The sequence below is a fragment of the Microbulbifer mixtoriginis (SeqCode) genome (assembly GCF_052466865.1).
Window position 1 is genome coordinate 4,382,425 of the sequence record NZ_CP174293.1, and the last position, 25,807, is coordinate 4,408,231.

At 47.7% G+C, this 25,807-nt stretch carries 23 protein-coding genes; 14 read left to right on the plus strand and 9 right to left on the minus strand.

The window, feature by feature from the left end; genetic code table 11:
- Window position 1: 1 nt before the first annotated feature.
- Genes ACJJJA_RS19770 through ACJJJA_RS19785 form a run of 4 tightly spaced genes read right to left on the minus strand, consistent with a single transcriptional unit; the run spans window position 2 to window position 2,759 of the window.
- The gene (locus ACJJJA_RS19770; RefSeq protein WP_444903143.1) at window positions 2-1,102 is read right to left on the minus strand and encodes a 5-(carboxyamino)imidazole ribonucleotide synthase; all 1,101 of its coding nucleotides are present in this window, start codon (window positions 1,100-1,102) and stop codon (window positions 2-4) included.
- Window positions 1,103-1,107: 5 nt separating this feature from the next.
- Window positions 1,108-1,599, minus strand: coding sequence for a 5-(carboxyamino)imidazole ribonucleotide mutase (gene purE, locus ACJJJA_RS19775; protein WP_286036982.1), 492 nt, complete (start codon window positions 1,597-1,599; stop codon window positions 1,108-1,110).
- 6 nt (window positions 1,600-1,605) lie between these two features.
- Complete coding sequence (locus tag ACJJJA_RS19780; protein WP_252083289.1) at window positions 1,606-2,535, minus strand: sodium-dependent bicarbonate transport family permease; 930 nt, start codon at window positions 2,533-2,535, stop codon at window positions 1,606-1,608.
- Between the two features lie 2 nt (window positions 2,536-2,537).
- Entirely contained in the window at window positions 2,538-2,759 is a 222-nt protein-coding gene (locus ACJJJA_RS19785) for a hypothetical protein (protein ID WP_444903144.1), read from the minus strand.
- A 112-nt stretch (window positions 2,760-2,871) separates the two neighbouring features.
- Here ACJJJA_RS19785 and ACJJJA_RS19790 point away from each other — a divergent pair, with 112 nt between their 5' ends.
- From ACJJJA_RS19790 to ACJJJA_RS19800, 3 genes are all read left to right on the plus strand, one after another.
- Window positions 2,872-3,825, plus strand: a complete 954-nt coding sequence (locus tag ACJJJA_RS19790) for a LysR family transcriptional regulator (protein WP_444903145.1) — start codon at window positions 2,872-2,874, stop codon at window positions 3,823-3,825.
- Window positions 3,826-4,077: 252 nt separating this feature from the next.
- Window positions 4,078-4,842 (plus strand): OmpW/AlkL family protein, encoded by a 765-nt coding sequence (locus tag ACJJJA_RS19795; RefSeq protein WP_444887180.1) that lies wholly within the window; start codon window positions 4,078-4,080, stop codon window positions 4,840-4,842.
- A gap of 17 nt (window positions 4,843-4,859) precedes the next feature.
- Window positions 4,860-7,241, plus strand: a complete 2,382-nt coding sequence (locus ACJJJA_RS19800; protein ID WP_444903146.1) for an autotransporter family protein — start codon at window positions 4,860-4,862, stop codon at window positions 7,239-7,241.
- Between the two features lie 38 nt (window positions 7,242-7,279).
- Here ACJJJA_RS19800 and ACJJJA_RS19805 read toward each other — a convergent pair whose 3' ends face one another.
- From ACJJJA_RS19805 to ACJJJA_RS19815, 3 genes are all read right to left on the minus strand, one after another.
- On the minus strand, window positions 7,280-8,176 hold the full coding sequence (locus ACJJJA_RS19805) for a glycosyltransferase (RefSeq protein WP_444903147.1): 897 nt from the start codon (window positions 8,174-8,176) through the stop codon (window positions 7,280-7,282).
- A gap of 269 nt (window positions 8,177-8,445) precedes the next feature.
- On the minus strand, window positions 8,446-9,372 hold the full coding sequence (locus tag ACJJJA_RS19810; protein WP_444903148.1) for a glycosyltransferase family 2 protein: 927 nt from the start codon (window positions 9,370-9,372) through the stop codon (window positions 8,446-8,448).
- A gap of 217 nt (window positions 9,373-9,589) precedes the next feature.
- Window positions 9,590-10,357, minus strand: coding sequence for a class II aldolase/adducin family protein (locus ACJJJA_RS19815; RefSeq protein ID WP_444899838.1), 768 nt, complete (start codon window positions 10,355-10,357; stop codon window positions 9,590-9,592).
- A gap of 81 nt (window positions 10,358-10,438) precedes the next feature.
- On the opposite strand from ACJJJA_RS19815, the gene ACJJJA_RS19820 reads away from it, so the two are divergent.
- Window positions 10,439-11,128, plus strand: a complete 690-nt coding sequence (locus tag ACJJJA_RS19820; protein WP_444903149.1) for a Crp/Fnr family transcriptional regulator — start codon at window positions 10,439-10,441, stop codon at window positions 11,126-11,128.
- Window positions 11,129-11,135: 7 nt separating this feature from the next.
- Here ACJJJA_RS19820 and ACJJJA_RS19825 read toward each other — a convergent pair whose 3' ends face one another.
- Window positions 11,136-12,038: a bile acid:sodium symporter family protein gene (locus tag ACJJJA_RS19825; protein ID WP_444903150.1), complete on the minus strand. Its 903-nt coding sequence runs from the start codon at window positions 12,036-12,038 to the stop codon at window positions 11,136-11,138.
- A 216-nt stretch (window positions 12,039-12,254) separates the two neighbouring features.
- Here ACJJJA_RS19825 and ACJJJA_RS19830 point away from each other — a divergent pair, with 216 nt between their 5' ends.
- The 10 genes from ACJJJA_RS19830 (at window position 12,255) to ACJJJA_RS19875 (ending at window position 23,449) form a co-directional block, all read left to right on the plus strand.
- Window positions 12,255-13,205: a DUF1853 family protein gene (locus ACJJJA_RS19830; RefSeq protein WP_444903151.1), complete on the plus strand. Its 951-nt coding sequence runs from the start codon at window positions 12,255-12,257 to the stop codon at window positions 13,203-13,205.
- Window positions 13,206-13,378: 173 nt separating this feature from the next.
- On the plus strand, window positions 13,379-13,933 hold the full coding sequence (locus ACJJJA_RS19835; protein ID WP_444887187.1) for a GbsR/MarR family transcriptional regulator: 555 nt from the start codon (window positions 13,379-13,381) through the stop codon (window positions 13,931-13,933).
- Window positions 13,934-14,132: 199 nt separating this feature from the next.
- Window positions 14,133-15,527: a cytochrome ubiquinol oxidase subunit I gene (locus ACJJJA_RS19840; protein WP_444899835.1), complete on the plus strand. Its 1,395-nt coding sequence runs from the start codon at window positions 14,133-14,135 to the stop codon at window positions 15,525-15,527.
- Complete coding sequence (locus tag ACJJJA_RS19845; protein ID WP_252083302.1) at window positions 15,520-16,539, plus strand: cytochrome d ubiquinol oxidase subunit II; 1,020 nt, start codon at window positions 15,520-15,522, stop codon at window positions 16,537-16,539. The genes ACJJJA_RS19840 and ACJJJA_RS19845 overlap by 8 nt, the downstream gene beginning before the upstream one ends.
- A 206-nt stretch (window positions 16,540-16,745) precedes the next feature.
- Complete coding sequence (locus tag ACJJJA_RS19850; RefSeq protein ID WP_252083303.1) at window positions 16,746-17,438, plus strand: TetR/AcrR family transcriptional regulator; 693 nt, start codon at window positions 16,746-16,748, stop codon at window positions 17,436-17,438.
- A 511-nt stretch (window positions 17,439-17,949) separates the two neighbouring features.
- On the plus strand, window positions 17,950-18,201 hold the full coding sequence (locus ACJJJA_RS19855; protein ID WP_252083304.1) for an HP1242/YdcH family protein: 252 nt from the start codon (window positions 17,950-17,952) through the stop codon (window positions 18,199-18,201).
- 76 nt (window positions 18,202-18,277) lie between these two features.
- Window positions 18,278-18,880 (plus strand): glutathione S-transferase N-terminal domain-containing protein, encoded by a 603-nt coding sequence (locus tag ACJJJA_RS19860; protein ID WP_444903152.1) that lies wholly within the window; start codon window positions 18,278-18,280, stop codon window positions 18,878-18,880.
- 225 nt (window positions 18,881-19,105) lie between these two features.
- Window positions 19,106-20,689, plus strand: coding sequence for an ethylbenzene dehydrogenase-related protein (locus ACJJJA_RS19865; RefSeq protein ID WP_444903153.1), 1,584 nt, complete (start codon window positions 19,106-19,108; stop codon window positions 20,687-20,689).
- Window positions 20,686-21,327 (plus strand): Lcl C-terminal domain-containing protein, encoded by a 642-nt coding sequence (locus ACJJJA_RS19870; protein WP_444903154.1) that lies wholly within the window; start codon window positions 20,686-20,688, stop codon window positions 21,325-21,327. The genes ACJJJA_RS19865 and ACJJJA_RS19870 overlap by 4 nt, the downstream gene beginning before the upstream one ends.
- Before the next feature lie 79 nt (window positions 21,328-21,406).
- Window positions 21,407-23,449, plus strand: coding sequence for a DNRLRE domain-containing protein (locus ACJJJA_RS19875; protein WP_444903155.1), 2,043 nt, complete (start codon window positions 21,407-21,409; stop codon window positions 23,447-23,449).
- On the opposite strand, the gene ACJJJA_RS19880 is transcribed toward ACJJJA_RS19875, so the two are convergent.
- Entirely contained in the window at window positions 23,360-25,348 is a 1,989-nt protein-coding gene (locus ACJJJA_RS19880) for an alkyl/aryl-sulfatase (RefSeq protein WP_444903156.1), read from the minus strand. The genes ACJJJA_RS19875 and ACJJJA_RS19880 overlap by 90 nt on opposite strands.
- Window positions 25,349-25,807 lie beyond the last annotated feature (459 nt).

Consider the following 25,807-nt stretch of genomic DNA (forward strand, 5'->3'; position numbering starts at 1 on the left):
GTTACTGCTGATAGAGATCGGTAATCATCGCCTCACAGCGCTGAGCCAACTCTGCTGAACTGTCATCCACTAAGAGCACATGGCCCATCTTACGCCCGGGACGGAGCGTCTTGCCATAGAGCCAAACTCCCTCATTCTTGCCTGTTGGCGCTCGATCCACACCAAGCATATTGACCATGGCAGCGGGCCGCGGGCAGTCGGTGTCCCCCAGTGGCATATCCAATATCGCACGCAAATGATTGGCAAATTGGCTGGTGTCCGCACCCACTAAAGTCCAGTGACCGCTATTGTGGACCCGTGGCGCAATTTCATTCACCAGCAAGCCTTCACTGGTGACAAAGCACTCCACTGAGAGTACGCCCACATAGTCCCAGTCATCCATCAGCTTTTGCAAATAGGCACGGGCACTGGCCAATAATTGCTCATCCTGATAAGGCGCCTTGGAGAGTAACAGCGTACCTTGGCGATGCAAGTTCTCAGTTAGTGGGTAAGTCTTTACTTCCCCTGAAACAGAGCGGGCACCGATCAGGGAAACCTCACAGGAAAAATCTACCGAGGCTTCCACCACGCAGGGCAGATCTTTGGCCTCTTCTATGGCTTCCTGCAGCTCTGCTGCATCTTTCACCCGCCACTGGTTCTTACCGTCATAGCCATTTTCACAGCTCTTGATAAACGCTGGATAACCGAGCTTATCCAAGGCATTCAGTAATTCATCGCGCCCCTGCGCCGGCATAAAAGGCGCAACCGGAAGACCACTCTCAGTAAGTGCCCGCTTCTCTCTCAAGCGGTGTTGGGCTTTCTCAAAAACATGGGGATCTGGGTAAACGGGACAGAAGCGTTGCAACGCTCTCAACAGCGCCACATCCACCTGCTCACGCTCGGCGGTAATCACCTCAGGGCAACCAAGTGCCTGAAATAAATCCTCGCCACTGCCCGCCTCATCCAGCCTGACTATTGTGCCGAGACCTTCAACACAACCCGCGTCCTCGCCCTTCTCCGCCAGGAAACTAAATGTAATACCGAGGGGCTTACCCTCTTGTGCCATCATCTGCGCCAGCTGCCCGCAGCCGACAATAGCGATATGTCTGGTTACTTCACTCACTGACTTCACTCCACCGTTAGCGGAACCTGGTCAGTTTGACGCTCGCGCCAAGCGATCAGTCGCTCCTGTAGTTCAGCATCGCCCAGGGAGAGCATCTGTGCCGCCATCAGGCCCGCGTTATAAGCCCCAGAGGCACCTACCGCCTGGGTAGCTACGGCGATACCTTTGGGCATCTGCACGATGGAAAGAAGGCTATCCATTCCGGTCATAAAACGGCTTTCAACAGGCACGGCAATCACTGGCAGCGGGCTCATAGCGGCAATCATTCCCGGCAGGTGGGCAGAGCCACCAGCTCCGGCAATAATCACCTGGGTGCCGTTTTTGTGGGCTTCACTGGCGAATTCCACCAGACGCTGGGGGGTTCTGTGAGCGGACACAACCGCAGTGGCAAAAGGAACCTCCAGCTCGTTCAAGGGTTTGGTGGCATTGGCCATGGTGGGCCAATCCGATCGCGACCCCATAACGATGGTGACTTTTTCAAAGGGCAGTGATTTCACTTGCGGCTAACTCCAATGTTGAACAAACGCCAGGTAGACGGGAATCGCCACCAGGACATTGAAAGGGAACGTTATCGCCAGGGACAGTGTGATGGACACGCTGGCATTGGCCTGCGGCAGAGCCACAGACATAGCTGCGGGCACCGCGATATAGGAGGCGCTGCTACCGAGTACTGCCAGCAGGAAAATTCCTCCCGCCGACAACCCCAGTAATGCTCCCAGGGCACCCCCGGCTGCACCGCCTAGCAGGGGCATAAATATACCAAAACTCAGCAAGAACGCACCCTGCCCGCGCACATCTGCCAGTCGCGCCGCCGCGACTCTGCCCATTTCCAGCAGAAAAAGAGCCAGTACACCGTGAAATAACTGGCCAAAGAAAGGCATTACTGTTGCAGTGCGCTCACCGGCCCAGGCGCCGATGGCGATCCCGCCAAGCAGGAGAAGAACCCCCTGATTGCAAGTCAGTTCATGAGCCAGGCGCCCCTTGTTGCTGTTCTGCATCGATTTCCGTGCTAGAAGAATTCCCACCACGATAGCCGGAACTTCTAGCAGGGCAACAAATAAGGGGAAATAGGCTTCATAATCGATACCCTTCGCCTCCAACAGGGCCACCGCCACAGCATAGGTTGCCACACTGACCGACCCGTAGTGGGCTGCAGTAGCCGCTGCATCCAGCCGACTCCATTTGCCTATCCAATAGAGAAGCGGGAAGGCCAACAAAGGAAGCAGTGCACCAAAGGCCAAAATTGCGAGAGATTGAGGAATCAGGGTGGAAGCGGAATAAGTACTGAGCGCCGCCCCACCCTTGAGCCCTATAGCCAGCAGCAGAAAGATCACACAGCTTTGGTAGAGACCGGTGGGCAGGCGTAAATCACTACGTACCAGCTGCGCCAGAGCCCCAAGGATGAAGAAACCAACTACAACATCCAGCTGCATGATCAGTGCTTCCCGCGCTTGGAGCGATCACGGAGTTCAGATAGGGGTATTCGAATTTTCTGGGGAACACGCTTCATTAGCACGTACCCCACATTGGCAAGCACCACCACCAGCCCCACCACCATTAGTGCGGCGGCATCAATACCAACCAGCACCAATATCCATCCAATGGACATAACTAACAGTCCTACCAAGGTACCAAAGTAAAGTTGTGACTTGTGCATGCAGAGGCCCCCTATAGATTGAAGTGGGCGCATTATCCCTAGGTAGACCAATAGATAAAAATAGATAATGATTATGCTAACTATCATCCTTTATCTATGAATAAGAAAAATCATGTTATCCAGCAGAGCTCACTCCCGCATCGGCACTGTCAGGCAGTTGGAGGTTTTACTTACAGTATATGAACACCGTAGTATCAGTGGCGCCGCAAAAGCGCTGCACCTGACTCAGCCCAGTGTATCCATGCAGTTGGCCAAGTTGTCTGGTGCCGTAGGCTTGCCCCTCTACTACGCCGTAGGCAAGCAATTGCAATTCACTGAAGCCGGACAGACTCTGGTGGACAGTGCCCGAGAAATCCTCAAGAGCTATGAATATCTGGAATTAAAGCTAGCCAGACTGCGCGGTCTAGAAACAGGGCGTTTACAACTGGCAGTCGTCACTACCGCCAAATATTTTATTCCCCACCTGATTGGCGAATTTTACGAGCAGCATCCAAAGTTGGATATTCTCTTTCGCGTGGGTAATCGTCAGCAGATCATCGGCTACACCAGTGAGGATGAGGATGATTTTTATGTGTTCAGCCATCCTCCCAAAAACCCTGATCTGGAATTGGTGGAATTCCTGCCCAATCGACTGTTGGCCATAGCACCGGAGAAGCACCCGTTAGCAGGTAGAAAAAAAATTCCCCTTGAAGAGTTTGCCAGCGGTCCCTTCCTGCGGCGCGAGGAGGGCTCTGGAACCCGTCACGCCATTGAGCGTTTCCTACAGGAGAGATATATCGACCTCAATATTCGCATGACCATCGAAAGTAATGAAGCGATAAAGCACGCTGTAATGTCAGGGCTCGGGGTATCTATTCTCTCCGAACATACTCTCGCATTTGGCGGCCATTCCGGCCTGTCAATTTTAGAAGTGGAATCCCTGCCAATTATTACCCATTGGTATCTGGCCAGGCGAAAGTCCCGTCCATTATCTCCTGCCGCCGCAGAATTTCTTGAGTATGCCCGCAACCTTGAGACGGTACCGGTAGAGAGCGGTATCGCTTGGCCTCTATCTCCCAATCAATAATCCATAGTGTAAAAGCACAGAAAAATTCAGTATTTGAATTGGCTAACTCCGCACACAGGTTAAACCTCTTGGCTGATAGCCAATCTTTCACCAAAAAATCCCGATTTAATACTCGTCAAATTTCCTCTGCACCTGCCGAATCCTGCTACTTTTTGGATACCTATTGGTGAGTCCAAAATCACCAGTTATCTAATGCAACGAGAAACAATAAATGGCGCCGGCCGTCATCGATTTTCACAGAAAGGTATAACGATGAAAATCCAGGGAATAATTTTCAGACTCTTTATATTCCTTTTAGCCACAAGCACAATCAGTGTTAAAGCTCAAGAGGATTGGCGCAACATTGACTGGGGTGAATTTATAGTTCGCTTCGGGCTCAGTTATGTTGCTCCCAATGATGCCGGAACTTCACTGAAATACCGGGTATTACAACAATGGGACTTATATAATTCGACCTGGGAAATAGACACAGCACAAACTTGGCAAATTTCCGGAGTATGGCGCCCCTCAGACCGCTTGGGGTTCGAGCTGATGCACATTAACAGTGCTGCCTATGATGTGACTCTCGACAATTTTACTGGCAACCCAGGCAGCAGCCAAATTCAACTGGGGGATTTTAAGGTATCGACCACTCTCGCCTTTGCTAACTGGTATTTTCTCGATCCATCCTATTTTTTTCGACCCTATCTAGGCGCCGGTATTAACTATACCGATTACCATACGGTTTCTATCAGCCGCCAATTTGATGAATATTTGATGGACTCAGGTATGTCAGTGGCGCCAGGGGCTCTTAATATGGGACATTCCTGGGATTGGGCTCTTCAAGGGGGAATCGACTTCAACCTAGATTTCCGTCAATTTCGTTATCCTCTGTTAATTAATCTGGCGGCTCTTTACTACTTATCAGATACCGACCCCACAGTTAACTTCCCCACAGAGTTAGGATCAGACCGCCTCTACGCACACTTCGATTACAACCCATGGATCATCAATGTTGGCATTGGCACCAAGTTCTGAATGGCGGAACTCTGTAAATGAAACTTAGTGCAGATACCCCAATGGAAAACTATAAATCAAACTTTTTCGTCCGCCAGTGGATTAATGCTTTACTTTTTTCTCCCGCATTGACACTAGCGATTATTTTCCCCTTGAAAGCCATCGCGCAGTGTACTCCGAGTAATACGGGTACCAATGGCGCAGATCAAATAACCTGTGACGAAGATAATGATGCAGAAGAGGCCGATGTCGATGCACTAGGCGGCAATGATACCTTAGATTTAAATGGCGGTACTATCAATAGCGCCTTCGGTGGCGAAGGCGATGATGCCATTCATGTAAAAGGGGCAATAGTTAAAGATTCTGTCTTTGGCGGAAATGGAAACGATCTAATCGTACTGGATAATCGCAATAGCGACATTGGTAATTACCTCAATGGCGGGGGGATTTATGGCGGAGCTGGTGACGATAATATTCAAATTTTAGACGGGCTCACCTTTCATGTTTGGGGTGGCGAAGGTAACGACCAAATCACTCTGGATGGAGGCTTCATTTTTAATTACCTGGATGCCGGCGGGGGAGATGATTACATCCATTGGGATGAGGGAATTAGCAATGAGATACGTGGTGGTACTGGATCAGATACCTTAGTCATTGACTCCTATTCTTTCGATGGTGATGCAATTTTAAATGGTGGTGATGACCTCAGTGCAGAAGATGGGGATATCGACACACTGATTTTCAAGCTAGACTATCATGTGGATGGCAACAAACTAACCAACTGGGAACGTGTTGTTGTTTGGGGTAGTTCAAAAATTATTTTAACTGGCAGTTTAAATGTTGGCGGCGGCCAAGACGCTGAAAACAATCCATTAGGGTTACACATCAAATGGGGCGGCCAAACTTTTATAGATGCCAAAGAGTATAGAATTACCGGCAACGTTGCTAACGACGGCACTATCGATCTTACGAATAAAGAATTCAACACTCTAATCATTCAAAAAGATAGTGATAATAATTATGGACACTATAGCGGCGAAAACGGACGCCTGTGGTTAGATGTAGCACTCAATGACAGTTCTGCCGGCAGTGACCAGTTAATCATCAGAGGGGATACCAGCGGATCAACTTATGTAACCGTTTATAATCGCAACGGCACTGGCGCACGTACCCAAGACGATGGAATAAAACTAATTTCTATCGAGGGTGACTCTACTGAACATGCTTTTATTTTAAACGGCGACTACATTACCAAAGATGAGCAACCAGCAACTATTGGTGGAGCATACGCCTATACCCTGCACCACAGTGACGAAACTGGAAATGAGGATGGTAATTGGTATCTACGTTCTACGGTAAGTAATTCAAGTCGCCTTCCCAAAGGCGGTATGATTCGCTGGCAGCCCGCTGCGGTAATGTATGAAACCCTTCCGCAAGTGCTGCGCTCTTTAAATATCCCCTCCACATTGCGGAGTCGTGTAGGCAATCGTTATTGGGTTGGTAGCAGTTATCGGGACGTCTATAACACCGATTACACCAGTTCATTGGAAACCGCTATTGATCGCAAGGGACTATGGCTACGTAATGGCGCACGCTATATAACTACAACTCCCAAAGAGTCCACCACCTGGGCAAGTTGGAATCAAACTTATTATCAATTTCAGTTTGGTATCGACTTTCCTCTCAACCTATTAATTCTTGACACCACACCTATTGTTAGTTTGGCTTTGCACTATGGCGATTCAAGAAATACAGTAGAATCTTTTTTTGGTGATGGCAATATAGATGCCAAAACATATGGCGTCAGTAGCTATTTAACCTGGTATGGCTACCAAGGCCTGTACCTGGATACTCAGTTTAAGCTAAGTTGGTTTGACTTTGACTTCGACGCAGAAGACCTGCGTGCTCTCCGCAATAGCAGTGAGGGCTATGGTTATGGCTTTTCTGTAGAAGGAGGGTGGAGCTTCAAGCTCTATGATTATTATTCTATTACCCCCCAAGCACAACTTATTTATACTTCTGAGGAAGCGGAGGATTTCGAAGATACCTACGCCGTAAAAGTAGGAGATATTAATAATAATGGGTTTTTATTACGCCTAGGCACCACTTTTGAAAAGCGCAAAAGCCAGCGTAAATCAAGTAGAAATATGTACGGCTCCCTACCTCTAGAGCGCTTTGGTTATTATGTAACTCCTGGAGTCACTCTGAATCTCAACCAGGAAACTGACTTGGTCGTTTCTGGAGCCCGCCTCTACCAAAAACCAGACTTTTGGTATGCAGACTTAAGAATGGGGGCTAGCTATGAGGAATGCGGGGACCACTGTTCCATTTATACCGAATTATTTTTCAGCAGCGGCCTGGAGAGTATTGGGGACAGTTTTGTGGGAGGGCTGGAGCTTGGATTTCGTTATAAATGGTAGACTCTAGCTTCTAATCTCAACGACAATTCAATCTTTTACTATTTTAACAAATCATAGATGTCATATTCAGAGAAAACCTTCTTAATTTTGCAATCATTCCCCTGACGGTTCTTATGATTTTCCTTCATTAATGCATATTCTTGTGAGCCCTGAATCATTAAGAAGCGATGTCTCCAGCTACGGGAATCAGAAATACGCGCAGCCAAAGTCCCGCTTTTAATACTCATTGCCTTCAACCAAATATCATCTGCATTTGGGCACAGGGTCATAAATTTTTCGGGGTCAAACGCATCCTTATGCAAGGAGTTTGGGGGATACATAACCCCTCCCATGCCAGTTGGAAAGACTAAATGAGATGCCTCTGTGTCCCTTATGCTACTTTCCCAACTTCCATAAGGCAGTAGTGCTCCTTTTTTATCTAGACGCATTCGATGAGCCCTGTGGCAATAAATCTTGGATGGATCTTTTTCATATGCCTGATAAAGTAAATCAATCATATCCGGCGGATAAAGAACATCATCGTCAACAGTAACAATCAGGCTGTCAGGAAATCTTTCAAAAGCATAAGCATATTTTTTATAGGGTCCCAGATCTTCCTCAACAAAAAATATTTGCAGCCCTCTTTGCTGTTGCTTTTTAAGGGTCTCGGGCAAAGTCTTATTTGGAAAGTTCTTGGTAGACAACCACAGAACAATTGCATCAGCCTTAAGGGATTGCTGGAAAAGGCTTTCAATACACAAATATAAATCGTGGATTCGCTTATCGAAGGACGTTAGAGATATAACGATATTATCTCTCTTAGTATTTCCCACTCCAAGATCTGTATTGCTTGAAGCGTGTAGACCAAGCAACTGGCAGCGAACAAGCGCTTCCAACTTCAAATTATTGTTTAGGTCGTGCTTTTTTAAGCGCTTCTTTAAAAAATATTGGAACATTCAGGGCCATCCAGCAAACTCAACCTATTGTACCGAATAGCCGAACAGCAATCCGCTCAGCTTGGGAACACCATCAAAAGAGAAGAGGGCGGAAGTGGGTACAAACTTGGCAGATTATGCCAGATGCCACAGCCAATGGCCACTCAAACACCATATTTAGGACAAAAACCTAATTAAAGGCCGAGGGGCAGTTTCTTTCACCTAAAAAAAAGTGCTTAAGTAGCTTACCCCTATCTGGGGCAGCTCTGATCTTTCACCCAAGTCACCCCCTAGTGAGGACTTAAAACAGGCTGATTTCGCTCCTGTAAATAGTCAAGTATTTGATACTCTGAAAACACCCTTTTAATCTTGCAGTCATTACCACCTGTGCCTCTCAAGTTAATCTCCTTTAACTGTTGAATCTGTGACCCCTGAATAGTAAGAAAGCGTTCCCTCCAGTATCGATAGTCTGGAACCCTAGTAACATATTTTCCTCGCAATAAACTCATCGCCTTCAACCAAACATCATCAGCAGCAGGACATAACTCCATAAATTTTTTACTATTGAAAGCATCCTCATGTAATGAATCCGGAGGGTACAAAACCCCAGCCATTCCCGTAGCAAAAAGGAATGGAGATGGCTCACTATTTAGCCCATAGGAGCGCCAACTTTCGTAAGGTTTCAATTCCCCTTTTCCGTTTAACAGAATCTTATGTGCCCTATGGCAATGGATATGTGAGGGAGCTCTCAAATAAGATTGATATAGTAAATCGATAGTATCTGAAGGATAAAGCACATCATCATCCACAGTGACGATGAGACTATTTGGAAACATATCAAAGGCATACATATATTTCATATAAGGCCCAAAATCATTCTCCACGAAATGAATTTGTAGGCCTCTAGCCTGCTGTTTTCGAAGTATCTCAGGTAATCTCCTATCGGGGAAATCACGTAAGGATAACCATAGAATTATTGCATCTGCTCTCAAGGATTGTTGATAAAGACTTTCTATACATAAGTAAACATCATAAATACGCTTATTATAAGAAGTCAGCGAAACGACAATATTATGCGGCTTATCATTGCCAACGCCGGATGACTCACAATTTAGAGCCTTCAAGCCTAGAAGATGACCTAAAACCAGAGACTCCACCTTTAAATTATTATTAGAGTCATGTTTTTTTAATCTTTTTTTAAGAAAGTACTGGAGCATGTTGGAATACCGTTGATTAGCCTTCGAGGACTCATTGGTGGCGATAAGCCCACATTAATTCCATTTTGTTGAAAGTAAAGTCCATTAGCCAGGTCTAAATCAGGGTTCCTTTCATTGTGGCGCTTAATTCCCCAGTATCCAGTTTAAATCTTAAATTTTTGATCAATGCCCTGAAATATAGAACCTAAAATCACATTCAGGGCATTTGGGACAGATGCTATTCAGTATACCCAGGGTTAACTCTATCCAGCCTCCTTAAAAATCCAGGCCAAGCCAATAGCCCCCCTTGATTACTGGTAACCATATCTCCTTCACTCACTATTTTATCCACAATATTTTGAGGCACCGGAGTGAGTGGTCGGTTACCAGCAAGAGCTGTAACCTGAATTTCACAGGCACGTTGCAATATAAACATTGCTAAAAAGGTATCAGGAATAGTAGAAGCACAGGTTAACAGTCCGTGATTGCGCAAGATCATATAGTTCGCTGATCCCAGGTCAGCCACCAAACGTGACTTTTCATCCTTGCGCACAGCAATTCCCTCATAGTCGTGGTAGGCAATACTTGAAAGGGGAAATAGTGATTGCTGCGAGATTGGCAGTAACCCCTCAGCATGAGCAGATACAGCTACCCCAGCAGTAGTATGGGTATGTATAACGCAGTGGGCATCTTTCCTCGCTTCATGAATTGCGCTGTGAATAGTAAACCCTGCAGGATTCACCATTGCCGCATTTTCATCCACTTTTTCCCCCTGCAAATCGATTTTTACCAAGCTGGAAGCAGTAATTTCATCGAAAAACATTCCAAAAGGGTTAATAAGAAAGTGTGATTCCGGCCCAGGAATACGTACAGAGAGATGAGTGAAAATAGTATCGTCCCACCCAAAATAGGCGATCAATCGGTAAGCCGCCGCCAAATCTATGCGTAATTGCCACTCTTCATCGCTAACGCGTCCCTCAAGTGAAGGTATGGTTTCCAGTTTCATCGTCCTCTCCCCAGCTTTATCAGAGCTCAAATTCTGAATCATCCCTGCTGTAAACACTGTCAAATTGTTTACACTTGGCGAATGAATAAAAACATTACTTTCCTTGATAAATGCCCACTACTAGCAGGCCTACCCAGTGAGGCTCGAGAATTCTTAGCCCAACAGGCACAATGCCAGTACTTTTCTCAGGGTGATAGCATCTACCCTTCGGGCTCCCATCAGGAGCGCCTTTCAATTATCGCTGAAGGACAAGTAAGAATATGCTCCAGTAATTTTGCCGGGCGCGAAGCGACCCTTGCGATTTTAGATATTGGAGCTTGGTTTGGTGATACCGTATTTTGCCCTGGCACTCCGCGAGTATTTGGAGCAAGCGCTCACACTGACTGTGCTGTAGTCGATATTCCGGGTGAAATCTTGAGGGCAAAAATGAAACAACACCCCGAAGCCTACCCAATAGCATTGGAACAAATTAGCCTCAGGCTTTGGACAGTAATGTCCATTATCCAGGACGATGTACTACGTGGTACCGAAGCGCGAATTGCTCGACGTCTGCTTTTTATGGCCCAAATGCACAACGGCGGCGAAAAAAGTGGCCCAACCAGTTTCCGCCTCACCAAAGAACTACTCGCCAACACCATGGGGATGACCCGGCAGGGAGTACACCGGGTATTAAAGAATATTGAATCCAAGGGACTAATAGAGTGCTCTTACGGTCGCATCAGTGTGCCGGATATCTCGCACTTGGATACCTATATAAAGCTGTTGGATTGAGAGGATTTCATCCGACCCCGCCAGCTTGCGCCGCGTCTGCCTCCCCAGCTTCGCGCGCTTTCTTGCGGCCATAATAGGCAAGCAACATTCCCGATGGAAACATAAGTACTCCATATACGGCTGAAGGCACCGACATTTCACTGGAGTGCATCAGTGTGAGGGTCACCATGAGACCAATAGTCCCGTTCTTGATGCCCAGCTCGGTAGCTACTGCCAGACCATCCCGCCGGGAAAGCCCACTGAAGTGGCTGATGATTAAGCCAGTCAACACCCCCAGTAAATTCAGCAAAATTGTAGAGGGGCCGGCCAACAGCATGAGCTCTCCAATCCGGTCTCTCATACCCCACACCAATCCCACCACTAAAATGACCAGTACCAGCGCCCCAAAAATACTTACAATGCCCTCAGCGCGGCTGGCTAAATGAGGGTTCCAAGCCCGTATCAACATACCAATCACCACGGGCAGCAAGACTATCACCGATAACATGGCGACAGTTTTGGCAAAAGGGAGAACGATTTCCTGCTCTGCTCCAAAGTATTGGCGCAGGGCAAAATTGGTGAAGAATGGCAGGGTCAGAATCGTAATTAGGCTTGCCGAAACCGTTAACACTATGGAGAGCGCTACATTACCGCGAGCGAGTAACGTAAAAAGGTTTGAGGTCGTTCCACCCGGGCAGGCTGCAATAATCACCAAACCCACAGCTATCGGTGCGGGTAAACTGAGCGCCCAACACAGAACAAAAGCCACAAGTGGCATAAGTACAATCTGGGCAAGTGTGCCCACCACTAACCCACCTGGTTTTACCGTCACCTGGTGGAAATCCCTGGCGGTCAGGGTCATTCCAATGCCCACCATAATGATAAACAGTGCGATGGGTAGACCGATCGAGATCATAGGCCCTGATTCCACATTCACCTCCTCTTTTTATTATTGTCTGGCTATATCTCCCCATATCCCATGTAGATTACGCTTTGGCAAAAACGTGTAATCCACACGAGGTGAGATCTAGGGGGACAGCAGTTTTATTATTAAATATCTCTCTGGAAGATGAACCCTAGCACAGTCCCAAGTCAAGTGCCGACTCTGGTAGAATCAGAGCGCTTTTTTGCCGCTAACAGGGTTTATATGACCAATCGACTCCCCAGCCCTATTGTAGATGACTGGTCCAACCTACTTTGGTCCCTGGGCAGTAGCGATATTGTTGATACTAGTGACAAATCAACTAGCACCATTGACCTGCCATGGCTACCTATGGCTCGCCGCAACCAATTGCACACTTATTTTTCCCGCAAAGAAGTCAAACAAGAATTAATAGATAAGCTCGAAACATACCTGATTGAAGGCGACCGGCACAAACCCACCAACCGGCTTGGCCTTTACTTTGAGCGACTCTGGTCTTTCGCTTTTCAATACCACCCCGATTACCAGTTGCTGCACCAGAACCTGCCCCTGCGTATTGAGGGTAGAACTCTCGGCGAACTGGACTTTGTGGTTCATCACCTACCCAGTAATCGCTGCGAGCACTGGGAGGTTGCGGTGAAGTTCTACCTCTCTCAGCCCGTCGGCTTCTGGGTTGGCCCAGGCCTCAAAGATCGCCTGGATATCAAATTAAAGCGTATGGCGGAACATCAACTGCCTCTCATCCAACAACAATCCGTACAACCTCTATTAGAAGCTCAGGAGCTTTATATTGATCGGCAGTGGACGCTGATGCCAGGCCGACTCTTTAACCGATTACAAACTAATCAGACACCGGGGAGGAATCTGAAGCATCTATGCAATAGTAATTGGTGGACCGACTTGGAAACCCTCGGAAACCTTGCCACTCAAGGAAATATCTCAGCAGACCTGCGCTGGCTCCAGCTTCCCAAAAAAGCCTGGCTAGCATCAATAGAATGGGAAGAATCCCACGGCGTCTCTTTTGAGCAACTTATGGCCGAACTACAGAGCTCAGCAATTGATAAGCCTCTATGTTTTGCTCTTATGGGCCAAGAAGGTGAAATGAGTCGCGGCTTTATTGTACCTAGCGACTGGCCGCGTAGAGCACAGGCATCACTCCCACAGAAACACCCATAACGTCCTGAGAGAAAACACTTTCTGCCTACCACTACTTGTGGGCCCGCCCCCCCTGACAATTTACTTATCTACACCCACAGCAAAAAACTTAAAACAAAATTTTTCCAATTATTTATTGACTTGGATCAATTTACATTTACAATTTTCAGAAATTTCTGAAACTTAAGAAGAAAATGAAACTATCCAGTCAAGCCCAGGCTTTTGTACTGCACTTTGGAGAAATGGGCAGCCGGTGGGGTTTTAATCGCACCGTGGGCCAGATGTTTGCCCTGCTTACTATCCACCCTTCCCCCTTAAATGCCGAGCAGCTGGCTCAGGCACTAAAGATCAGTCGTGGCAATGTGAGTATGGGCCTCAAAGAACTGCAGGCCTGGCGCCTTGTTGAGCTACAGCACCAGCCAGGTGACCGAAAAGACTATTTCACCGCTGCAGGCTCCATCTGGGAGCTTGCTCGAACTGTATTTGAAGAGCGACGTAAACGCGAACTGGACCCCACCCTGAGCCTACTGCGCCAGCTCTTGCTCAATGAGCCTCAGGATGAACAAGAAGCACAGGCTCAGGAGAAAATTCAAGAAGTCTACAGTCTGCTGGAATTACTTGAAGAGTTTGCCAACACCCTGAGCAAGCTGGAACACGACGATTTACTAAAGCTAATGAAACTGGGCTCCGGCATCGTCAAGCTACTGGAGCTGAAAAGTAAAATGACAGGAGGAAAGGCTCCAGAATAAACCTATACCTGAATTGCCCGCTGGGCAACTAAGACAAGCGGTAAAAGGATAAACCGCCGCCGACACAACGTCGGCAGCCGCTCAATAAACACCGTGGGTCCATACTCCTGCAATGGTGTTTAACGGGCACCCCCGGGCCTATCAGGAAGAGTCGCCCGGTTATCTGGTTAATAAATTAGTCCGACCAGCAGAGGCTCCCATGCTAGATACTCTGATCCTCTCCCGAATACAGTTTGCGGCCAATATCAGTTTTCATATTCTCTTTCCCACCATCACAATAGCCCTCGCCTGGATTATTGTTTTCTTCAAGCTTCGCTACGACCAAACTGATAATCCTGTTTGGATGAGAGCCTATCGTTTTTGGGTAAAGGTCTTTGCCCTAACCTTCGCACTCGGTGTCGTTAGTGGCATCACTATGTCTTTCCAATTTGGTACCAACTGGCCAGGGTTTATGGCACGGGTTGGCAATATCGCCGGGCCTCTCTTGGGTTATGAAGTGCTTACCGCTTTTTTTCTGGAAGCCACTTTTCTAGGTATCATGTTGTTTGGAATAAATCGTGTCCCCAGCAAAGTTCACACCTTCTCAGCCTTTGTAGTGGCTATTGGCACCACACTTTCCGCCTTCTGGATCATTGCACTCAATTCCTGGATGCAGACCCCATCCGGCTTTGAACTACGAGATGGTGTCGCCTACCCAGAGAGCTGGCTGGCTATTATTTTTAATGCCTCTTTCCCCTATCGCCTCACTCATATGCTACTGGCCTCTGGTCTCACTGCAGCCTTCTTTGTCGCAGGTATCTCTGCTTACCGGATACTTAAAGGTGACCCAAAGCGTGCACCGCGGCTAGCACTAAAAACCGGGTTGGTATTGGCAGCTGTTTTTATTCCAGTCCAGATCTTTGTCGGCGACCTACACGGTCTTAACACTTTTAAGTACCAGCCGCAGAAAGTGGCGGCAATGGAGGGAGTATGGGAGACCGAAAGGGGCGCGCCACTATTACTCTTTGCAATACCCGATGGTGAGAAGAAAACCAATCATTTCGAGATAGCTATCCCCAAAATGGCCAGCTTTATTCTGACCCATGATTTAAATGGAGAAATAAAAGGTATCGAAGAATTCCCCAATGATCATCCGCCGGTTGCACCCGTTTTCTTCGCCTTCCGAATTATGGTGGGTATGGGGATATTAATGCTGGCTGTCGCCTGGGGAGGTTGCTACCTCCTCTGGCGGCGCAAAGAGCTACCCAACTGGGCGCTCAAAACCCTGGTAGGAATGACGTTCGCAGGTTGGGTAGCCACCTTAGCAGGCTGGTATGTCACTGAAATTGGTCGGCAACCATGGCTTGTGACCGGGGTTCTCAAAACCGCAGATGCCGTAACCCAGATTCCACCTTCCCATGTGGGCTTCTCTCTCACCCTATATCTGCTTGTCTATGTCATCCTGCTCTATGCCTATATTCACACCCTAAAAGTAATGGCTTTGAAATCGGTCAAAGTGGAGGAGTTTGAAACCAAAGAACCTCTCGCCGGTGGCAGCCTGACCAACCTACCGAAATCCACCCAAGAGCAATCCAAGGGGGAATCCCATGAATGAGGCCGCATCATCCGCAGCCTATTGGCTACCCGTTGTCTTTATCGGCCTAATGGGTCTAGCAGTACTGGTTTACGCCATTTTGGATGGTTACGACCTTGGGGTGGGTATTCTCCTCCCCCTGGGTAAGGAGGACGAGCCCCAGCGGGACACCATGATTGCCTCGATTGGTCCTTTCTGGGATGCCAATGAAACCTGGCTGGTGCTCGCCATCGGCCTGTTGCTTATCGCCTTTCCCATCGCCCACAACCTAGTGCTGATGCATCTCTATATTCCAGCAGCGATAATGCTGGTGGGGCTGATTTTGCGCGGTGTGGCTTTTGACTTCCGCGCCAAAGCGGCCGTGGGACACAAGCTCGCCTGGGACAGGACGTTTAAAGCAGGATCCATAATCACCAGCCTGGCCCAAGGTTATATGCTGGGGCAATATGTGATGGGGTTCCAGCCTGGCTGGCAGGCACAGCTTTTCTCTGCAGTCAGTGCCCTGGGGGTAACTGCCGCCTACAGCTATATGGGCTCGGCCTGGCTGGTATTGAAAACCGAGTCACTGTTGCAGGAACGGGCAGTACGCTGGGCGCGTCGGGCTGGGCGGGCGACTCTCCTTGGCGTAGTCTCAGTCTCCACGATCAATCCACTGGTCAATCCAGCCGTTTTTGATCGTTGGTTCAGCTATCCACTGGTGATGTTCGTACTCCTGATACCCACCCTGTGTTTTCTGGCTTTTATTTTTAATGACCTCCTGCTGGCCAGGTTACCCAAAGCCAACGATAGGCACAGTGCGCTGCCCTTCACATTGGTAGTGACTATTTTTCTGATGTGCTTTATCGGCCTGGCTTTTAGCTTCTTTCCCGACATAGTGCCTGGGCAGCTGAATATCTGGCAGGCAGCCAGTGCCACCGCTTCACTGAAATTCATTTTAGTGGGCGCCCTGATTGTAGTGCCGATCATACTGATCTATACGGCATTCTCGTACTATGTGTTTCGCGGTAAAGCTTCCGAACTTCACTACCATTAGCACAACCTTTTTCGAATTGTGTGGGATAGTAACACTTGATCAAAATTAATCCGCCAGCGCGGAACTATCCCACAATTCGAACAAAATCCCCTTGCTCCCCGAAATTGGTACGATAATAATCATCAATTCCAGAAGACAATTTTTTACAAGGAAGTAAAGCGCACTTCTGGCGCTTGCCAACTGCGCTTGTCTAAGGGGAGGTGAATTTGAACCAAATCGATCGACGTGCTATTAGCCGGCGCGACACTGCTAGTCCGCGCAAACCACAACGTAAAAACGGCCGTGAGAAGTATGAAAAGCTTCTCGACGCGCTGGAAACCCTCATTGCCGAGCAGGATTCCACGGACATAAGTCTAGCCAATCTGAGCCAGGTAGCTGGGGTCCCAGCTGCATCCGTGTACCACTTTTTCCCAAGCGTAGATGCCAGCCTTACCGCTCTGGCGGAACGTCACTACAAGTCATTTGGCGATGTGGTACTGGGGCACTCTGATTTCTCACCAGCGGATAGCTGGCAAGATATGCTCTACCACCTGTGCGACTTAGTGCGTAGCTATTACGAAGATAATATCTCCGCACTCAAAGTACACTACGGGCCACAGTCCAGCTGGGCTCTACGTCAATTACAGATGGAAAACAACTGGCGCTTGGCAGATACCTTGATTAAGAATCTGTCTCGTGAATTTGAGTTGCCTCCATCACAGGACTGGCGCGACCGTTTTATGTGCGCCATCAATATCAATGATTCGTTTTGTTCCCAGGCATACTCGCGTTTCGGAAGAATTACCGAGGAAGCCGCCGCAGAGGGCAAGCGTGCCGCTGCAGCTTACTTAAAGCTGTATCTCGGAGAGCTGTTGCAAAGACGTCAGTTGCGCTTTGCTCCATTAGAAGCCTCTGCATAAAGCCTAAATTTTATTAATTAAAATTTAGATAATATCGACACACCTAGGGCCTGGCAATAATATTTGCCAGGCTTTTTTGTGTACCCAGCCAACAAAACTTCCAATTAGTTAAATTTCATTTTTTATCAATATAAAAATTACGAATGCGGCAATACTGAAAGCCATTAACATTTCACCATCGCTTTCGCCTTACAATGTCATAAACGACACACTCAGAGTAAACTTCTGATCAATCACAAGCATACTCTCTAAAAAAACTGGCATTCTAAAATTTTCTTTTGTTAGAATTTTTCTTCATAAAGAATACCGACTTCAAGAAATCCTATAATTGAACAACCTTTTCACACCTAAAAATTAGCCGCCTAATACGTTATCAGCTTGAAACAACGGGGGTAAATCATCGTCCAATGATTGGCAGCCCAGTCTGCTTCTTGGTGGTGGTTTTTGTGACTTCAAATTCACAAACTAATATTACCCTTGATGCTTTAACTGAATGGAGGGGAGGTTTTCTATGTCCATAGCCGCGCATGAGCTGGAGTTGGATTTTCCCGAGTACGCCGATACTATCAAGCACCTGATCAGGAATGACGTAGAATTCAAGCTAGATAACGACCAATATCGAAAACTGGATAAACAAATTAGAGGACTACAGGATAGTGGCATCGGCACTGATGACGATCACTATTCAAGACTAAAAAAACAACGTGCCTATCTCAAACAACACCTCTATAACCGTATTACTGATGTCATTCCCCATCATTAGTAGTTATTTTGCAAAATTAGCGGCGCCTCATCACCAATGCCGACCATATAGAGTGGCTGAGTGATTAAGCGCCGCTATGCAACTCTTTCTGACTTACTCCTCCCCCTTTGCCCGAAAAACCCGAATTGTTATAGAAGAACTCAAGTTACACTCCCGCGTTAGTGAGGTTTTTTCTCACCCTTTTCACAATACAAATGATTTAATATCCAATAATCCTTTAGGTAAAGTTCCCTGCCTGACCTTAGATAACGGCAACGTTATTATGGATAGCGAAGTGATCTGTGAGTTCCTAGATAAACAACTTGGAGATGGCCACCTCAGCTCTGCGATAGACAATGACTGGAATTTAAAAACACTCTATAGTGTGTCCTCAGGTCTAATGGAGATCTTGGTTCACAGACAGGTAGAGAAAATTCGCGGGCGTGAAGGGCTTCAGTCAGAATTTTGGTGGCAGCGCTACAACAGTGCAATCAATCGTACCCTGGATTTTTTTGAAGCCAGAGTCCTTCAATTTCCTCAGACATTTTGTCTTCTACAAATTGCGCTCGGCTCAGCACTTTCATACCTAGATTTTCGGCACGAAGACTTCAACTGGCGCAAAGATAGGCCACAACTAAGCGCCCTGTCAGAAACCCTCGAAATACGAGAAAGCTTCAAAATAACGCCATTACGCGACTAACTTAACTTTGAAATCTTTAAGTAAAACTTAGCGTCGCCAAGCCTCCCTACAGTTTCTCCCTAATTAAGCATGGCCTAAATATTTTCAACGCGTCCCCAACATCACTTTTTTAGCAACGACTGCATTTTGGCGGAGTAATGAGTTTTAACCATTTCTCAGAGCCACATAAGTTTCTCTAAACTGTCATATCCCGCCGATAGCCTGTGGGCTTTTTAGGGCCTAATTATGTCTGACAGATCAAAAAGCCCCATGTGGATACTGCTGCATGCTGCATTAGCAATAGCAGTGATCTGCAGTCTTTTCAGTGGGTTGCGTATTGCCACACTCACTAAACCCGCCATTGCCTCAATTGAAGAACTGCTGCCCCAGGGAGAGGTACACAGTGTACATTTCTTCTCTGCACTCCTGCTTTCGCTGGTTGCCCTTTCTTATTTATACTCGAATGCTATTCGACTTTATCGAATTGAACAATCATGCGCTCATAAACAATGGAATTACCACCGAGTAGTCACCTGGGGGGGCATTAGCCTCATTGGCATCTCGTTGGCCAGTGGCTGGCTGCTCTTTGCTGGGATAGGCCAGTTATCACTGGTCCGAACATTACATTTTTTCGCCGCGCTTGGACTCAGCGTCTATATTTTTCTACACGCAGGCGTTTATCTACTGCAGTTCGGGCAAAGTGCTCTTCTCTATATCCTCAAGCCAGCCACAAACAGAAGAGTTCAACTGGCATTGCTATGTAGTTTGCTGCCCATCTTTCTGCTCGGCGGTTGGCTGCTTCTGACCAACTTTTCTTATTATCAACTGCCGGTAACCTCAATTCCTATCCATACGATCATTGATATTGATGGCCATGCCGATGAACCCCAATGGGCAAAAGCTCAGCCACTAAAAATCAGTACCGATGGCGGCGCAAATTTTTATCAGGGTCGTACTGATGTGCATCTCAAAGCTCTGCAAAATGGTGAGGAGATTTATTTTCATATTTCCTGGCAGGATCCCACAGAAAGCCTGACTCATTTACCCCTGATAAAAACGGATCAAGGTTGGAAGATCAAGCAGCAAGGCTTTGAGAATTTTGATGAAAAGAATTTTTACGAAGACAAATTTGCCTTGTTACTTTCCAGTCACTGTGACTTCGGAGGTGCTGGCACCGCCCATCTCGGACGTTCACCACTGGCAAACAAGCCATCAAACTGGCATGGCAAGGGGTATCACTACAGCCAATCGGGGCAACTTCACGATCTTTGGCACTGGAAAGCAGTACGCACTAATAAAATGTATCTGGCGGATGACAATTTTATCGGCGCGCCAGATAAAGGGCGTGCAGGTAAACGCCGCTACACGGCAGGTTACCAACAGGATGCAAAGGAATCCGGTGCTTATTTACTGAACTGGAAATGGTATTCCCCCACTGGCATCACTCCTAAACGCTTGCCTAGTGATGCTAATGTATTGGCTCCCTTTCAAAATGTTAAAGAAGGCCAGGAGCTTGATTGGACCATCTCCTGGTTTGATTACCAACCTTACTCAGCAGAAAGCGACCTGATAGCACCAGGTACTCTAATGCCTTCGGTACTTTATACCTCCAATCGCTTCGAGGGTGATCGTGCGGATGTTAGAGCCAAAGGTATTTGGCGTGATGGATACTGGTCGCTAGAGCTTGTACGCAAATTAAATACAGCCTCTCCCCTGGACATTCCTATCGAAGATGGCACCTGCCTGTGGGTTTCCGCATTTGATCGCGCACAAGTTTCCCACACCCGTCATACCAGAGCCATCCAACTGAATCTGAGTAAAGCGCTATGATCACGCGACTCTTTTTGATTTTTATTCTCCCCGCCTGTCTGATTGGTGCTGCCGTTATCCACACACCACAGGCTCCAAAACCGCAGCAATACCACCTTCTAAAAGTGAGCGCTGAGGGAAAAGTAATGGATACCTGGGAGGGCCCCTGGTCCTGTGTCTGCGATAGCCGCAGCGGTCTGCTGTGGGAGGTCAAGACAGATAGTGAGGACATTCACGATGGACGTTGGACTTATTCGCGACTATTAAACAATCAGGGCGTTGCCAATAATGGAGATTGTTATTTCGAAGCAGAGCGCTGTGACACAGAGGATTTAATCCGGCACACTAACCGGGAACAACTCTGTGATGCAAAACATTGGCGCCTGCCCTCCGCCAGCGAACTGCGTTCACTGGTGGCTCCAGACGTACAGCCGGGAAGCCCCAGTATCGAAACTGGATACTTCCCCAAAACCCAGCGCGGTGATTACTGGACCAGTGATGGCGACCTCCCCCTCGAAGGCATCTACTCCTATCTAAAAGTCGGTGGCGCAGCGGTCAATTTTATAAATGGGCAAACCGTCACAATTCCCTATCGCAATGCAGCTTTCACACGCTTGGTAACCAATCGTTCAAGCATCTGTCACATCGTTCCCCAATAATTCCTGCGCGCCACCAACCTGCCCCCTCCAGGCGGTGGCCTCTCACAAAAAGTCCCAACTTTGCAGAGGAATTTCCGCAATGAGACGATATATAGGCCCCGCTCTCACTATTTCGACATTGTTGCTGGCAGTCAACGTCAGTGCCGCCACCAAACACTACCGCCTTGCCTGGGATGGCGATGCTTCCAGCAGTGCTGTCATCGGTTTTTCTCCAGATGGCAACAGCAGTAATCCCTATGTCAGCTACGGTTACTCCACCAATGAAAGCAGCTGGAAAAGCGCATTTGTCAGCAATAGCGAAACATTCGATAGCGGTATCACCAGCCATTTTGTACGCCTGCAAAATTTGAATGCGGACTCTCCTGTTTATTTTCGTGTATGTGACCAAAATGGCTGTGGTGAGCGATTTTGGTTTAGGACAGCTCCAGCAGAAAACGCGCCTTTTGTAGTAATTGCCGGTGGTGATACCCGCACAGGACATACCACTCGTCGCCAGGGAAATACTCTGCTAGCTAAAATACGCCCTCTCGCAGTAATGCATGGCGGCGACTTCACCAATGCCAATAGCGCCTCAGAAATGCGAGAATTCCTCGACGACTGGGAGTTGACTTACTCCAGCGATACAATTGATGGTTATAGCTACAAGCGAATCTACCCATTGATCCCCACTCACGGCAATCACGAAGATGATAATTACTCGACCATCTGCGAAGTCTTCGGCGTGGATTTTAATGGCGATGGAGACTGTTCGCCCAGCGACACTTATGGTGCCGTGCAGGTGTCACCTTTACTGCGTATTTACACCTTAAATAGCCAGTTTCAGAATAGTGGATGGTCCTCTTACGCCAGCGCAATGAATAATTGGCTGTCGAGCGATTTATCCAGCTATGGCAGCGCCGCCAGCTGGCGTCTCGCCCAATATCACAAGCCCATGTTCCCCCATTACAGCGGCAAGTCTGACAATCCCACTTTATTTAACTGGTGGGCGCAGTCATTTTACGACTATGCGATGAACCTGGTGGTGGAATCCGATACTCATCTCACCAAAATGACTGAGGCCGTGATACCCAGTGGCAATAACTTTTCTACCACCAACAACGGCGGTACCGTTTACGTGGGGGAAGGGAGTTGGGGTGCTCCAGCCCGTTCAGCTAACGACGCCAAAACCTGGACCATCGACATGGCCAGTATCCAGCAGTTTAAGGTCATCCAGGTGAATGAAAGTGGACTGGTAGTGCGCACCGCACAGTTCGATGACACTGCAGCAACTCTGACTCGGGAGGCACGTGCCGCCGATCCACTCATCCTGCCAGATAATGTGAATTGGTGGAGCGCCAACCGCCTGGGGGAATCCATGAATTTGATCGCTAATAACGCTGGCCGCAGCGTGATTCAAGAGAGCTCAGATAGTAACGGCAGCTTTTCCCTACCAATAAGCGATGATGTGTTTATCTCCTCCCGTTTCGCATCAAGTAATTTTAACCATGACCCCGAAGGACTACTGGCCGATGGGAGTGACCACACCTATGGGACACTCTACACACTGATTAAATTTGATCTAGGCAGTCTTTCCGGCTGCTCCTCTATCAGCTCTGCCACTCTGCAGCTGAATGTCACGAATCGATCGGGTAGCACTTTCGGTATCTACCAGGCCGCCAATAACTGGAGTGAGGAAAACGCCACCTGGAACTCTGTGGGGGGCTCATCGGTACGTGGCAATCTGGCAGAGAGCTTTGTGCCTTTTTATAAGGGTTTAGAAAGTATCGATCTTCTGTCTTCCGGGCTTCTCAATAGTTGGCTTAGCGGTATAAATACCGGGCTTGTTATTGCCGCGCGCACTGGTATTAACGGTGTGGACTTCACTTCCAAGGAAAGCGGCATGTCACCGGCACTCAAAGTTGAGGCTACTTGTAACAATTTTGCTCTAAAAGCGAAGCCGGCCGCTTCCACTTATCAGGGACTCATACCGCAACGACTAACGGGTGATATGAGGCCCGACAAACTGTTGCCTACCTTGCCCGGCATCTCCCAATTAAGGGGTCACCAGGTTGAAGTTCCTATCAAACTTATCGAAGAGTCTGCCAAACTGGATCAAAGCCAAGGGATTGCCGCGCACCTTTAAGCGCCCCTCCTTGATCATGGTGGGAGCACCGACCAAACCACTGAACATCAGTCGCAGGTCGGTGCTACTTAGTGCCAAACTCGCTGAGGGATCTTCACTGTGTCGATCTGGATAACCGTGTAAAACTCCATTTTTAACGACCACTAAGTATTTATTTTTATTGTCCGTCATCTCAATATTTAAGCGGATATCCGCATCCGCCGCCTTCTCCCCATTGAGGCGTACCGCCATAGCATCAAATAAAAGTTGTAGAGGCACCCGCGCAACAATTTCTTCCGGCGGCTGCATCTCCTCACGGAACTCAACTCCGTGGCGTAATTCCCTGGCACCGCTTAAATAAAAATTGCGCCAAATTCCAGACTCCGCCTGATACCCCAGCTGTTCGAAAGCATCCGCCAATAAATAACGTGCCTCCTGATTTTTTGGCTCAGCAAAAACCAAGTGCTTTAACACCATCGCCACCCAACGGTAATTTCCCTGGGAAAAATCCTGCCGTGCCCGTTTCATTATTTCTTCTTTGCCTCCCATATACTCTACATAGTGAAGCGCGGCTTCTTCCTGAGGGAGTGGGTGTAGATTGGAAGGGTTCCCATCAAAATATCCTAGATAACGGTTGTACACCGCTTTTGCGCCCACATTGACCGTACCGTAATAACCCCGGTTAGCCCAGGTGTGGGAGAGCGCCTCTGGCAATTGTATTTGTTCGGCGATTTCGATCATGTCGTGGCCATGGTTAGCCAGGCGTAGAGTCTGATCGTGAATATATTTGTAGAGATCTCGTTGCTTTACTAGGTAATCCAGCGCCTCACTATTTCCCCAGGTGGGCCAGTGATGGCTACTGAAAACCACCTGGGTATCTCCACCAAATTTTTCCATGGCTCTCTCTATGTAGCGACTCCACGCCAGCGCATCCCGAGTTTTAGCACCGCGAAGCGTATAGATATTATGTAAAGTGTGATTGGCAATCTCACTCATACATAGGGCGTTAAACTGGGGAAAGAAGAAGACCATCTCAGTGGGAGCTTCGGCTCCAGGGGTGCTCATAAAGATGATATCTACACCATCTATTTTCATCTCTGCCCCTTCTTCGGGAATCAACTGTGTAGGCGTTGCAATACCGTGCTCTCCATCAGACACGCGATTGCCAAGACCCGAGGACACAAATCCATCTGGGCTAGATGGTAACAGGTCCCCAAATTGGTAGAGCGCCCGCCGCTGCATCACATTGCCCGAGCGGACATTCTCGCTGATTGCCTCCTCGGAAAATCCGTCAGGCGCGATAATTTCCACACTTCCTTCGGCTAGCTGTTGCATGGTGAGAACTCCCGCTACACCGGCAAAATGATCCGCATGGCTGTGGGTAAAAATTACAGCGCTAACAGGCCTATTGCCTAACGTCCTATTAGCCAGGGCCAAGCCAGCAGCAGCTGTCTCCATAGAGGTTAGGGGATCGATAACAATCCATCCCGTTTCCCCTTTGATCAAGGTCATATTGGCTAGGTCTAGTGAGCGAACCTGGTAAATCCCTTCAACAACTTCAAACAACCCATTGTTCAAAGCATTAAGTTGAGCCTGCCGCCAAAGACTCGGATTAACTGTATCCTTTGGCGCCCCATCTAGAAATTGCATCTGAGCCAGTCCATAGACCTCTCTTCCCATAGCGTTTGTAACCTGTGCTCCCGGAATCGTGGCAATAAACCCACGTTTGGCTAGGCGGAAATCCAAGTCATTGGAGAAAGGCAATTGCTTCGCTACAGACAAGTTATGCGCTTTGGTAACTTTACTCGCCGGCTTAACTTTGGCATTCAGTTCCTCAGAATGTTTGGTCGCTTTTTGTGAATATTCACCACAAGCCATCAATAAAAGACAAAGCACCCCAAAAATAAAAAAAATACGCATACAGAATCTCCTTATAAATCATTGCCATAGGCTTAGCCCTAGAATAAGAAAATAGAATCATGGGCCAGCACACCTGAACGCAACAGCTTATCTCTGCGTATTGAGGTGGTCTTGTTTTAACTTCCCAAAGAAGCTATCGCTCACACGTCATAAAAGCCACCAATATTAAAAAATAGTGTTATGCTCCCGTATTTATTTCGTCATTTTCAACAATTAAATTTTTAAAGAAGCTTAACAACCAAATAGATTACATTTAATCCTTAGAAATTATTCACCAAAGACACAGGTGATTAGCACCTATAAAATCACGATAGATAAATACGTATAACGTCCAATATCGCCCCCCAAAAAACCACGCTAGTCAATATTATTTATTTATCATCCGCTGGAAATAAAACTCTTTCTCAGCTGCTTGGTCCGACAAAGCTCGCAAAAATCACGTCGCCAATATAGGCTATA